This window comes from Paenibacillus sp. FSL H8-0259, from assembly GCF_037963255.1.
Classification (GTDB): Bacteria; Bacillota; Bacilli; order Paenibacillales; family Paenibacillaceae; genus Paenibacillus_AQ; species Paenibacillus_AQ phytohabitans.
In genome coordinates, this window is record NZ_CP150147.1 from 737,515 (window position 1) to 750,203 (window position 12,689).

Below are 12,689 nucleotides of genomic sequence, written 5' to 3' on the forward strand. Positions count from 1 at the left end.
TTCAAGCCTGCTTATTCATAACAAAGCGGCAGCGCATCCATCAGGATTGCGCTGCCGCTTTGTTATCATTACTATTAAGCAGGTTAGTGAATAGATTCACAACTGCATCTGCCTCAACTGCGCTTATTTGCGTGGAAGCGGGGAGAGCTTCTCAGCCTGCAGGCCCATCTTCTTCAGAAGAATAATCATTTGTTCCTTTTCTTCATCGCTCAGTCCGCTGAAAGCCAGATGCAGGCGTTCCGAATACTTCGGGTACATTTCGTTCATCAGGCGCTCGCCTTCTACAGTCAACTCGGCAAAAATCACACGCCGGTCGCTCGGGCAGGGCTTGCGCTGCAGGTAGCCGCGTTCTTCCAGTTTGTCGATTACGTAAGTAACGTTGCCGCTCTGCAGCAGCAGCTTGGCACCGATCTGCTGGATAGGCTGTGCCCCCTTATAATAGAGGACCTCCATAACGGCGAAGGCTGTAGGATTGAATCCTTCAATCTTGCTGCCGGTAACGGCGTGTTCGTTAATGCTCTTGAAAGACTTGGCAAAAACCCGGTACAAATGCAGTGTCAATTGAGTATCGCGTTCATATGATTGTATCATGCTTCTCCACCTCTATTGTTAATCGTACAGGCTTCCCCGCACGGTTTGGAATACTGCTTTTCTTGATCTAGCTTTACATTACTTCAAACAAAGAATGAAGAACATGTCATTTGTCACAATAAGCACACTTTTAATTATTAAAAATCAAACAATTTTTTGATGGTGCATAGCTGCTGCGGATTTCACACGATTTTCACATAATGATCTGTACCTAAGCTGTAACGCAGGGGTGGAAATAGTGGGATCCGGCGCGGGTTTGAGGTCTGCCCCCGGTAATTCGTATAATGGGATACAGAGACCAGGCCGCTGACGGATAGCGGTGGTGAAATTTTTTGCAGCATAGACCCGTCTATGGTGTTATGATCGCATTACTATGAACGATTGCCTAGGAGATGGAGAGTTGTATGGACCAGATTACGAATTATTACGAAGAGCGTGAAGACGATGAGGATATCGTGCTTGATGTTGTTATTGAGGAAGCCGGTTATGAAGCCGGAGATATACGGATATCAGGGATTTCCTTTCAGGTGCGTAAGGGCGAGCTGCTTGGATTAATCGGACCGAACGGGGCCGGCAAAAGCACTACGATCAAGACCCTGCTCGGCCTGCTGAAGCATGCCAAGGCTAAGGTGAAGCTGGGCGGCGAGAACAAGTCCTATGCCTATGTGCCGGAGCAGCCGGTATTCTACGAAGATCTGACGCTGTGGGAGCATCTCGATCTCGCGGCCGCAGCCTACGGGCTAAGCTATGAAACCTTCGAGTCCACAGCGGAGAAGCTCTTGACCCAGTTTGGTATGGAAAGTGTGCGCAATGATCTGCCTGCCGGCTTCTCCAAGGGCATGAAGCAGAAGATGATGCTGATGCTGGGCTTTCTGGTCCAGCCCGATGTCTATATCGTGGACGAGCCGTTCATCGGGCTTGACCCCCGGGCAACCAAGGATTTCCTGCGCCTGCTTGAGGCGGAGCGCGAGCGTGGAGCCGGGGTGCTGATGTCTACGCATGTTCTGGATACAGCGGAGAAGATCTGTGACAGCTTCATATTAATCTCCGGCGGCAGAATTGCTGCCGAGGGCACGCTGGAAGGTATACGCGGGGATGCAGGGCTGCCGGAGGGGTCGTTGTTTGATTGCTTCGACGAATTAACATGAGCAGGAATTCATTTGCGTTTCCTACAGCTGCTGCTCTTTTCCGGCGCCGGCTGGCTTCCCACTTCCGTGAGCAGTCTACTATTATCCGTACAGCTGTGGACTGGACCGTCCTGCTGTATATTATTATCCCGGGAGGCTTGCTTGGCGGACGCTTCTACTATGGGTACTGGAACGGGGAGCAGCCGGCGTGGATCAGCACTGTCCCCTATATGGTCGTACCTGCGCTGCTGGCCATTCTGCTGGCTACCGGAGGAATCGTATTGCTGCTGCAGGAAGGTGACTCGCTGTTTCTTAGACAGCGGCAGAACTGGATCAGCACCATTATCCTGCGGGGAATGGTCTACAGCCTTGCGGTAACCACGCTGAAGATGGCGGCGGCCTTTGCCATTCTGCTGCCGTTTCTTATCAAGGGCTTCGGAGTCAGTGCGGCAGGGGCCTACGGGCTGCTCGCGCTGACGATAACCTGCAGCTGGTCCGTTAAGCTGCTGGGCCATTTCGTTAAGGTGCAGCGGCAGGGCTTCCGCCGCTGGCTGTGGCTGATTCCGGCTGTCACCGTGCCCTGCGGTGTCTATCTGCGTCTGGCAATCCTCTGGAAGGACAGCCCCGTCCTGCTGTTCATTGCTGCTGGCGGATTCACTGTGATGGCAGCCATAGTGTTCAGGACCCGCCTGCGGCTGCGCGGCACCTTCATGAACGATGTGCGCGAAGACTACAAGCAGCGGATGAAGATTGCGGCCATTCTGCTGCGCGGAGTACTGGATAAGCCGCGGCCTACACGGTATAAACCGTGGATCTTCCGCAAATCGCAGCCGCTGCTGGCCTCGAAGGAACCGGAGAGCCGCTTCTCGGCCGCAGCGGTCAAGGCGATGCTGCGCAATCCGGCCCACTTCAAGCTGTATTTGTCGTTTACCGGCGTGGCGCTTGTGGCCATCTTTATTGTGCCGGCCGTTCTGAAGTGGCTGCTGTTTGCCATCCTGACAACACTGATGGCGTATTGGCTGTCTTCCTTCTGGCTGCTGTTCTCCGGCGATGACTATATCGGTATTCTGCCGTTCACCAAAGCGCAGAAGGCGGATGCCGGTTCCAAGGCCATGCCGATTCTATTAATGCCGTTTGCGGTCCTCAGTGCAGCCGTTGTCTGCATCCCCGTGTATGGCTGGTGGGGGCTCCTGCTCTTTATACCGGTAGGCGCTGCGGCAGCCATCTGGATTGGCCGTATATTCAGTGTCATGCGGTTTGCCAGATAACATACAATAAGCCTTCCTCCGCACCTGGAGGAAGGCTTATTTAATTACAGGAATGAGCCCGGGAGCCTCAGCGGCTGCTTATCCGTGCACTTGCCCGGCCGCATGTTTGCCGGCTGTGTATCCGGTCGAGAAGGCAGCCGTAATATTATAACCTCCGGTATATCCGTGAATATCCAGAATCTCGCCGCAGAAATACAGCCCCTGCGTAAGTTTCGATTCCATTGTTCTCGGATCAATCTCCTTCAGATTCACCCCTCCGCCAGTCACAAAAGCTTCTGCCAGGGAACGCGTTCCGTAGACCAGTACCGGCATACGCTTCAGCAGGGTAGCCAGTGCCTGAAGACCGGTCCGCGGCAGGTGATGACCTGTAAGCTCACCGTCCAGTCCGCTTTTGGCCAGCAGCAGCGGAATCAGGCGCTCAGGCAGCAGGCCCTTCAGCGAATTGCGGATGGCCTTCTTGGGCTCCAGCTCCAGCTTATTCTGCAGCAGGTTCTCTGCCTCTTGCAGAGTCAGGTCGGGGAAGAGGTCGATAGACAACTCTACGGTATCTGTACCTGATTTCTTCTGAACCTGGCGCAGGAACTGGCTGCAGCGCAGGGCGATCGGGCCGGACAGCCCGAAATGAGTGAAGATCATATCTCCGCGGTGGGAGATCACCTTCTTGCCCTTGGGATTCCAGACCGTAAGACTCACGTCACGCAGGGATAAGCCCTGCAGCTCACCAGATTTAATCCATTCCTCCCTTGAAAGGATCGGCACCTCCGTCGGGAACAGCTCCGTGATCGTATGTCCGGCAGCAGCGGCCCACGGATAGCCGTCACCGGTAGAGCCGGTCTGCGGCACCGATTTGCCGCCAGTAGCGATAATAACGGCCCCGGCACTGAAGGCTTTTCCCGATTCCAGACGTACGCCCGTGGCCGCACCGTTCTCATAGATAACCTCGCGCACCGGACTGTCTGTCATAATCTGTACGCCAAGACTGCGCACTTTGCCAACCAGCGCGGAGACAACACTTGCAGCCTTGTCCGATACAGGGAACATCCGACCGTTGTCCTCTTCCTTCAGGGCGATACCGAGGGCTTCGAAGAACTCAATAATATCCCGGTTGTTGAAATGATCGAATGAGCTGTATAAAAAACGGCCGTTGCCCGGGATATGGGCGATCAGCTCCGCAGTTTCCTTGATATTGGTAACATTGCAGCGTCCGCCGCCTGAGATGCCCAGCTTCCGGCCAAGCTTGGCACCTTTATCAATTAATAATACAGCCGCCCCGTGTCCGGCTGCCGCTACGCAGGCCATTAATCCGGACGGGCCGCCTCCAATGACAATTACATCATAGTTACTCATAACTCTGCTCCTTTACATGTTGCAGCACTCTGCTAACGGCATCATACCATTCCGGCCGGAGTGTAGCCAGACCCGGAGAGGCTTGATGTGATTATCGTTGTCAGGAGTGCGCGGTTGTGCTTTAATCTAAGGGGAAAGGGTATTTTGTCCAAATTGGGGAGTGATTGCAATTATTCATGCGGTTAAGGATATTTTATTGCAAATATCGGCTGCGTGCACCTTCCTGTTTCTGTTTCAGTGGCGGTTGGACCAGGGCCATTTCACACGCAGAAACCGCAGATTTCCGGATGACCAGACTTTTCTGATAATATGCTGTGCACTCGGGGTTACATTGTGTATGGCCTTGTCGACTACAATGTTCGGAGTAGTGTATCTGAATCTGGCTATCCTTCCGGCGTATATAGGGATCTTGTACGGGACTTTTCGTTCAGGGGCTTACCTGGCAATGTATTTCATCTTTTGCACTGTACTATTCTCGGTTCCTTCAGGATTTGATCATCTCATATTAAATTCGGGGGTACTGCTGTATCCGCTGTTGTTTGGTATGGCCAAGCCCTTCAAGAGTGCCTCTTTAATCCAAAAAGTCGGCATGCTATGGGGTACTCTGTTTCCCAGTATGCTGTTTATTGTAATTGTACCTAAGATGCAGGGACAAAGCATCTTCAACACACCCCCCACGGATGCGATTCTGGTAGGGGTGTATTTATTAACGGCTGTTATTTTGGGCGGACTGTTTATTGTATATATTGAAACGGCCTGGGACAAGCTGCAGGTCAAGGAACGGATGAAAGGTATCTCCGAGAGATTCCAGTGGGAATCGGAGAAGCTCCAGCAGATTACTAATGTGGTGCCGCTGAATATTATGTCGTTTGATGACAACGGATATGTGACGGAGCTGAATGAATACATGCTCAGCCTGATTCAGCGTCATTGCCCCCATCTGACCAGAGAGATTATATTATCCCTGCCGGCTGACCGGGTCTTCGGCCACAGCATGGATCAGGAAACCTATGAACACTTACGGGGAATCCTGCTGAACAGGCAGCGTGCCAATACCAAGATCAAGTATGATTCCATGACCTATCATATCTTCACGGCGCCGTTACAGCATGAGTCCGGTATTCCGGGCGGCCTTGTCATGATTATACAGGATCTTACGGAAGAGGAGAAAATCCGCAGCGAGCTTGATAATGTTGAACGCCTGACGCTGGTCGGGCAGATGGCGGCCGGAATTACCCATGAGATCCGCAACCCGATGGCGGTAGTGCGCGGATTCCTGCAGCTGATGCGGGAAAAGAGTCCGGAGGACCTGCATTCCTATTACCATATTGTAATGGAGGAGCTGGACCGGGCCAACAGTATCATCAATGACTTCCTGTCGCTGGCCCAGAGCCGTGTATCGGACAAGGAAATGGTGCAGCTGCATCTCATTATGGAGGAGCTTACCCCCCTGATCTGGGCGGATGCCAATCTTCGCGGACAGAGCGTTGAATTGAAGCTTAGCCCGTCTCTGCCGCTGCTGCGGCTGAACGTCAGGGAGATCAAGCAGCTGATACTCAATCTGGCCCGCAACGGAATGGAGGCAATGGAGGCCAAAGGGGTGTTGACGCTGGAAACCTGTGAGCATGAAGATACTGCTCAGCTGATCATCACAGATACGGGAAGCGGCATCCCGCAGAGCCAGCTGAAGCAATTGTTTGCCCCGTTCTTCACAACCAAAAGCCAGGGTACAGGACTTGGACTGTCGCTTTGCCTGAGTATCGCCGAGCGTCACAACGGAACCATTCATGTGGAATCCGAAGTGGGCAAAGGCACCTCGGTCATCGTTACGATCCCCTTTGAGCCCAAGGAGGAACCCGCTGAGGTGGAAGTCTATTCTTAGGGATTCAAGGCTCTAACTATGCGCTATAGCGCTGCTGTATAACGGCTTGTAGGCAGGCTGCTTCTCTTGCTTTCACAGAGTATGTATGTATAATAAAGTTAGCAAGTAGTGCAGTAACGCGGCGACGTTATCCGGGTTCTGACAACTATTCTAAGGGTAAAGGAGAGTGCAGAGAAATGTCCATGTCTTTTAATCAATATATGAAGGATTCCATTCAGCCTATGCGCGATGATCTGACGAGTATCGGATTTCAGGAGCTGCTGACTCCGGATGAAGTTGAAGCAACTCTTCCAGCCGTTAAGGGAACTTCGCTTGTGGTCGTTAACTCCGTTTGCGGTTGTGCCGCCGGCCAATGCCGTCCAGGTGTAGCCCAGGCGCTGCAGAACGAAATTCTCCCCGATCACCTGTTCACGGTATTTGCCGGCCAGGAGAAGGAAGCTACAGCCAAGGCGCGTGAGTATTTTGCTCCGTACCCGCCATCTTCACCATCCATTGCCTTGATGAAGGACGGCGAGCTTGTTCATTTCATCGAACGTCACGGCGTTGAAGACCGTTCGGCTGCTGAAATTGCTGCTGAGCTGAAGGAAGTTTTCAATCGTCTGTGCCAATAAGCTCATTTTCTGTAAGGGATATTCCCGCATCAGCCGGAGGCTAGGCTCATGCGGGATTTTTTCTGAACATATAGGCACCTGAGTCCCATCGGACAGATCAAGTTATAAGATAAGGGGTGTGTGAATTGGGAATGCAGGAAGAGATTATTAAAGCCCTGGGAGTCAAGCCGGTGATTGATACCGGAGCGGAAGTGCGCAAACGTGTGGATTTCCTGAAAGCATATGCGCTGCAGGCGGGTGCCAGGGGGCTGCTGATTGCTATCAGCGGAGGCGTTGATAGTGCAGTGGCTGCGGGTCTATGCAAACAGGCTACGGACGAGCTGACGGCAGAGGAAGGCAAAGAGTATATTACACTCGGTGTATTCCAGCCTTACGGCGAGCAGGAGGATATTGAGCACAGTTACGCGGTAGCCAAGGCGTTTGAGCTGACGCATACGGTGGAGACGAATATTGAAGAAGCTGTAAACGAGATCGCGCTGGAGGTAGAGCATAGCCTGAAGGCGCTGGGACAGCACCGCCACATCACCCATCAGGGCAAAGGGAATGTGAAGGCGAGAACGCGGATGGTTATGCAGTATGCACTAGCCTTCGAGAACAATCTGCTGGTGGTAGGAACAGACCATGCCTCTGAAGCCATCACCGGGTTCTATACCAAATGGGGCGATGGTGCAGTTGATATTACACCGCTGTCTTCACTGAATAAACGGCAGGTGCGGCAATTGGCTGCGGCGATTGGAGTACCTGCCGATATCGTAACCAAAGCACCGACAGCCGGCCTCTGGCCGGGCCAGACGGATGAAACCGAGCTGGGGATCACCTATGATGACAACAGTGACTATCTGGAGGGCAAAGCGGTGTCTCCCGAGGTCGCCGGGAAGCTTGAAGCCTACTACCGCAGAACGGGGCATAAACGGGATGCAATCCCTGGAATATAAGCAGTCAGAAGTATAAAAGAACCGCCGGAGAAGCTGCAGTCATTTCGCAGAATTCCCGGCGGTTCTGGCTTTCATAAGTATTAGCTGGAGAGCTGCTGACCAACTTGTAAGCTTAGCCGGCCAGGATCTGGTTAATAAACTCCAGGGAGGCGGATATTGCCTCCTCCAGCTGCGGGGTAGCTCCTTCGAACGGGTGCACGGTACCGAAGGTGTGGTTGCCGCCGGGAATCTGCACCCAGCGGATATCCGGGCGGAGCTCCGTTAATTGCTCTGATCCCCGGCGCAGCCGTTCACTGTCCTGGCTTCCCTGAATAAGAACCGCCGGGAAGCTGGCTGTTGTCATCCGTTCCAGCAGGTTGTAGCGTCCGGCATGCTGTTCCAGGTCCTCCAGCAACACGGCATCCAGCGGCATTTGCTGGCCGGTCCGGCCATTAAGCACATGGGTCCGGCCGCTGCGCCTCATCTCAATCTTCTGTTCCTCCGTGAACAGGTCGAGGTCGGTAATGCCGTTCCAGGAGATCACTCCGGTGATCTCTCCCGGATGGTCCAGCGCGTACAGCAGGCTGCCTCCGCCGCCACGGCTGTGGCCCAGCAGGAATAACGGCAGGCTGCCGAATTTGTGGTGCTGGCTGAGATAAGAGAGCAGGATCTCCATATCCTTGATCTCACGGGTATAGGTATTGCGGGCGAACTTCTCAAGCTCCGTGAAATTCTGCAGATCTTCGCCGATTCCGGCATGTGAGAAGTTGAAGGTTATGACCTCATGCTCCTGGCTGAGGGCTGCCGCAGCATAAGGAAACATCCCCCAATCCTTGAACCCCTTGTAACCGTGGGCGATAACAATCAGGCTCTTAGCCTTATCCCGGGCGGGGAAATGCGAGCAGCGGAGTACAGCATCTTCTCCTGCGGGCAATTGGAAATTACGGGTCATCGGGTAAATCCCCTCTCTATATAATCTGAAACGGATTTGAAGGTTGTATTATTGATAATGTTTATGAATAATGTTTATGAAGATCATACCATTATTAAAGCAGGTAAGGATAGGGCGGTTTTTTACAGTAATTGCATATTGCCTGTCCAGCTAAGGAGTGGATATAGTGATTTATGGAATCGGAAATGATGTGCTGGAAATCCGCCGGATTACGGCTCTGCTGGCAAGCGGACAAGCAACCGGATTTCTGCAGCGCATTCTTACAGAGCGTGAGCTTGAGCTGGCCGCAGGGCGGAAGGGGAAGGCAGCGGAATTCGCTGCGGGGCGTTTTGCCGCCAAGGAGGCAGTAGTGAAGGCACTGGGCTGCGGAATCGGCGCGAAGGTGGGATTTCAGGATATTGAAATTCTGCCGGACAGCCAGGGCAAACCGGTCGTTTCACTGTCGGAGGCGGCCTGGGACCGGCTGCTTCTGCCGGGCGGCCGCCATATCATCCATCTGGCCATTACACACAGCGGGGATCTGGCTTCAGCCTTTGCCGTAGTGGAGCAGGTAAACTAAGCTGCTGCGGAGTGCCGGATCCTGCCTGCGGCTTCGCAGAGCGGTATTTATACGGGTAAACTTTACGCAATAAGGGGACGAGCTGCTTATCGCGGAATATAGATACATTCAATATAGAAGCAAGGAGATTAATGATGACTACAAATGAGCAGCAGGACGAGCAGCAGGAAGCCAAGTCATATTTCAGCCGTAATTTGCTGGAGTGGTACCATGGGCAGAAGCGGGATCTGCCGTGGCGGCGTCACCGCAATCCTTATTACATCTGGATTTCGGAGATTATGCTTCAGCAGACAAGAGTCGATACGGTCATTCCTTATTTCAACCGGTTCATCGAGCGGTTCCCTACGGTGGAGTCACTGGCCGATGCCCCGGAGGAGGATGTTCTGAAGTGCTGGGAGGGGCTTGGCTACTATTCACGCGCCCGGAATCTGCAGCATGCCGCGAAGCAGGTGAAGGAAGAGTATGGCGGGCAGGTTCCCAATGACCGCGATGCCGTATTCGGGCTTAAGGGAGTAGGGCCTTATACGGCCGGAGCTATTCTCAGCATTGCCTTCAACCGGCCGGAGCCCGCTGTGGACGGCAATGTCATGCGGGTGCTGTCCCGATATTTCCTGATTGAGGATGATATCGCCAAAGGCCCCACCCGCGTCAAAATGGAGCGCCTGGCGGCAGAGCTGATTCCCGAAGGGGAAGCCTCGCACTTCAATCAGGCGCTGATGGAGCTTGGCGCGCTGATCTGCACGCCGAAATCACCGCGCTGTCTGCCGTGCCCGGTGATGGAACACTGCTCAGCGCGCCTAGCGGGCTGCGAGACCTCGCTGCCCGTCAAGACCAAGGCCAAGCCGCCTCGCCCGGAAGAGCGGCTGGCAGCCCTGATAGAGGGCCGCGGCGGGCACGCGGGCCGGGTACTCATCCGGCAGCGGCCATCCAGCGGGCTCCTGGCCCGCATGTGGGAGCTGCCGCACTGGCCGGCGCCGCCTGCGGAGGGCGGCGCTTCCGCTGCGCTGCTGCCGGAGACGGCAGCGCAGGACCGGCTGCGCCGGTCCCTGCTTCAGGCCGGGATTTTCGCCCGGCCTGAAGGGCACTGGATGGCTGCGGAGCATACATTCAGCCATATTGTCTGGACCCTGCAGGTGTACCGCTGCAGGGAAGAGGAGGCCCCGGCCCTGCCGCTGGCTGCGGAAGGGCGTTCCTTGTACGGCGCAGCGGCCAGGAACGGCGCTGCCAGTGCTGATGCTGCAGCCACCGGCGCAGCACCCGGGGCTGCCGGGGCTGCCGGGGCTGCCACCGGCCCGGCTGATCCGGGCAGCACCTCAGCTCCCGGCCCGGGTGAACCGGTTGCCGCTGCAGACTATGCCGCCGCAGACTATGCCGCCGCCAGTGCGGCTGGTGCCGGTGATCGCTCCGCCACCAGCCAAGGCATGTACAACGCCGGGCTCACCGCGTCCGTTCCCGCCGATTTATTCGCCGATGGCAGCGGGCCCGTCGAGCGCTTCGCGGACGGAAGCGGAACAGCGGAGGATGCAGGCGCAGTACGCTGGATCAACCGCAGCGACATGGCGAATTACGCCTTTCCCAATGTGTTCCTCAAGCTGCTCAACGCTTATTTTGATGAGCAGGAGGGGGGCGCCGTGTAATCCGGCTCGGCTATGCAGTCTTGCTAGCTATAACCGGGAGTACCGGCAAACCGTTTGGTCTGGCAACTCCGCTTCTGAGGTTAAGGAAGACAGTTTGGCCAGGCCAGTTATTGCGGACGGGTATAACCCGGAGGAAGCTCCATTCCTTGTGCGTCATCCCGGAGAACAAGTGAACAAAGAGCATTTGATTTTCTCTAATTATTCGGAATTCGTCCTCGAAGGTGAAATCAGATAAATTAGCTGCCGTTTATCCACCTTTCCTGTTCTGCGCGGACGACATCGTATAATTAAATGTGCAATTTCTCTAATTCCACCAAAAGTGGGCGGTATGAGGAAATTAAAGGGAAAAATCCCTCTAATTCCGCCGAAAGTGGGTGGTATGAGGAAATTAAAGGGAAAAATCCCTCTAATTCCGCTGAAAGTGGGCGGTATGAGGAAATTAAAGGGAAAAATCCCTCTAATTCCGCTGAAAGTGGGCGATATGGTGAAATTAAAGGGAAAAATCCCTCTAATTCCACCAAAAGTGGGCGGTATGTGGAAATTAAAGGGAATTTCCACTTATCAGGCATGTACCCGAAGGGATAGCGCATCGCACTAAGACATATACCTGCATTCGCAGGAATGTGTGCCGCGGGTGCCTGTTCCTCCGTATTCCCAGCACAAAAAACCGGGAGCCACCCACAAGGGTGCTCCCGGTTTTTCTTATACCGTGATGCTGCGGCTTACACGCCGCAGTTCTTTATTTTGCGCTTTCGTAACGTTTGCCTACTTCTTCCCAGTTCACTACGTTCCAGAACGCCTTGATGTAGTCAGGACGTTTGTTCTGGTAGTTCAGGTAGTAAGCATGCTCCCATACATCGAGGCCGAGGATTGGAGTTGCGCCTTCGCTGACCGGGTTGTCCTGGTTAGGAGTGCTGGTCACAGCAAGCTTGCCGTCTTTCACGACGAGCCAGGCCCAGCCGCTGCCGAAGCGTGTAGTAGCTGCAGTAGCGAAGTCTTCCTTGAATTTGTCGAATCCGCCCAGTTCGCTGTCAATTGCAGCAGCCAGAGCGCCAGTTGGTGCGCCTCCGCCGTTCGGTCCGATAACTTCCCAGAACAAGGTGTGGTTGGCATGTCCGCCGCCGTTGTTGCGAACAGCAGTGCGGATAGCTTCAGGTACAGCGTTCAGGTCAGTCAGCAGCTCATCGATGCTCTTGTCTTGCAGTTCAGGTGCTTTTTCCAGTGCGGCGTTCAGGTTCGTCACATAAGTGTTATGGTGCCTGTCGTGATGAATCTCCATCGTCAAAGCGTCGATGTGTGGTTCAAGAGCGTTGTTTGGATAAGGAAGTGCCGGTAATTGAAATGCCATGGAAAAATCCCTCCTGAGTATATTAGAATTTGTATAGATAAAGAATTTTGGCGGTCTTGACGTCAAAACCCCTTATTTCCGATGTGGCTTATAGGTTATATATCCGTTGAGATACTTATTATTAAACCGTATCTGGAACAATAATGCAACATTAAACAAACAATAGTGTTTATAAAGTATTTTTTCATCCATAGCTCACTACAAATGTTAAGGGTGTGTTAAAGTTATAAAACTCCTTAAGAGAGAGTATTTGCACTGCGATAATTTCCTTAATCAAGAAAAAATGAAACTATATTCAATGAAAACGCTTCATATCAAGCGCTTTCAAAAGAAAATTGATGATATCGCGAGAAAAGTGTGCTTTAATAGATTTAAAAGCAGGTATTCCTCGGTTTTTGATGCTTTTTTCCTCTTTACACTGTTATGGAAACTCCTTCTTTTTGTAAAATTCTA

11 protein-coding genes and 1 pseudogene are annotated in these 12,689 nt (G+C 53.4%); 8 read left to right on the plus strand and 4 right to left on the minus strand.

Annotated elements, in window-relative coordinates; translation table 11 throughout:
* Positions 1 to 123: 123 nt before the first annotated feature.
* On the minus strand, positions 124 to 591 hold the full coding sequence (locus tag NSU01_RS03205; protein ID WP_039309924.1) for a MarR family transcriptional regulator: 468 nt from the start codon (positions 589 to 591) through the stop codon (positions 124 to 126).
* 404 nt (positions 592 to 995) lie between these two features.
* Here NSU01_RS03205 and NSU01_RS03210 point away from each other — a divergent pair, with 404 nt between their 5' ends.
* Together NSU01_RS03210 and NSU01_RS03215 are read left to right on the plus strand one after the other, a co-directional pair.
* Positions 996 to 1,739 carry an ABC transporter ATP-binding protein gene (locus tag NSU01_RS03210; RefSeq protein ID WP_042133307.1) on the plus strand — a complete coding sequence of 248 codons (744 nt, stop codon included), beginning with the start codon at positions 996 to 998 and terminating at the stop codon, positions 1,737 to 1,739.
* The gene (locus tag NSU01_RS03215) at positions 1,718 to 2,986 is read left to right on the plus strand and encodes an ABC transporter permease (protein WP_144026147.1); all 1,269 of its coding nucleotides are present in this window, start codon (positions 1,718 to 1,720) and stop codon (positions 2,984 to 2,986) included. The genes NSU01_RS03210 and NSU01_RS03215 overlap by 22 nt, the downstream gene beginning before the upstream one ends.
* A 78-nt stretch (positions 2,987 to 3,064) precedes the next feature.
* Here the strand turns inward: NSU01_RS03215 and NSU01_RS03220 are convergent, their stop codons facing one another.
* Positions 3,065 to 4,333, minus strand: coding sequence for an NAD(P)/FAD-dependent oxidoreductase (locus tag NSU01_RS03220; protein ID WP_042133311.1), 1,269 nt, complete (start codon positions 4,331 to 4,333; stop codon positions 3,065 to 3,067).
* Positions 4,334 to 4,670: 337 nt separating this feature from the next.
* On the opposite strand from NSU01_RS03220, the gene NSU01_RS03225 reads away from it, so the two are divergent.
* The 3 genes from NSU01_RS03225 to nadE all read left to right on the plus strand — a co-directional run bounded on the left by NSU01_RS03225 (position 4,671) and on the right by nadE (position 7,761).
* A complete protein-coding gene (locus NSU01_RS03225) occupies positions 4,671 to 6,215 on the plus strand; it encodes an ATP-binding protein (RefSeq protein WP_339302518.1) in 1,545 nt (514 codons plus the stop codon).
* Between the two features lie 176 nt (positions 6,216 to 6,391).
* Positions 6,392 to 6,826, plus strand: a complete 435-nt coding sequence (locus tag NSU01_RS03230; protein WP_039309930.1) for a BrxA/BrxB family bacilliredoxin — start codon at positions 6,392 to 6,394, stop codon at positions 6,824 to 6,826.
* 125 nt (positions 6,827 to 6,951) lie between these two features.
* Entirely contained in the window at positions 6,952 to 7,761 is an 810-nt protein-coding gene (gene nadE, locus NSU01_RS03235; protein ID WP_039309932.1) for an ammonia-dependent NAD(+) synthetase, read from the plus strand.
* Positions 7,762 to 7,873: 112 nt separating this feature from the next.
* On the opposite strand, the gene NSU01_RS03240 is transcribed toward nadE, so the two are convergent.
* Positions 7,874 to 8,692, minus strand: a complete 819-nt coding sequence (locus NSU01_RS03240; protein ID WP_042133314.1) for an alpha/beta fold hydrolase — start codon at positions 8,690 to 8,692, stop codon at positions 7,874 to 7,876.
* A 166-nt stretch (positions 8,693 to 8,858) separates the two neighbouring features.
* Between NSU01_RS03240 and acpS the strand changes: the two genes are divergently transcribed.
* The 3 genes and pseudogenes from acpS (at position 8,859) to NSU01_RS03255 (ending at position 11,486) form a co-directional block, all read left to right on the plus strand.
* A complete protein-coding gene (gene acpS / locus NSU01_RS03245) occupies positions 8,859 to 9,251 on the plus strand; it encodes a holo-ACP synthase (protein ID WP_042133315.1) in 393 nt (130 codons plus the stop codon).
* Between the two features lie 134 nt (positions 9,252 to 9,385).
* Positions 9,386 to 10,474 (plus strand): annotated as a pseudogene (gene mutY, locus NSU01_RS03250) (A/G-specific adenine glycosylase); the annotation flags it as partial.
* A 742-nt stretch (positions 10,475 to 11,216) separates the two neighbouring features.
* A complete protein-coding gene (locus NSU01_RS03255; protein WP_076246253.1) occupies positions 11,217 to 11,486 on the plus strand; it encodes a hypothetical protein in 270 nt (89 codons plus the stop codon).
* Between the two features lie 141 nt (positions 11,487 to 11,627).
* On the opposite strand, the gene NSU01_RS03260 is transcribed toward NSU01_RS03255, so the two are convergent.
* A complete protein-coding gene (locus NSU01_RS03260) occupies positions 11,628 to 12,236 on the minus strand; it encodes a superoxide dismutase (protein WP_039308673.1) in 609 nt (202 codons plus the stop codon).
* Positions 12,237 to 12,689 lie beyond the last annotated feature (453 nt).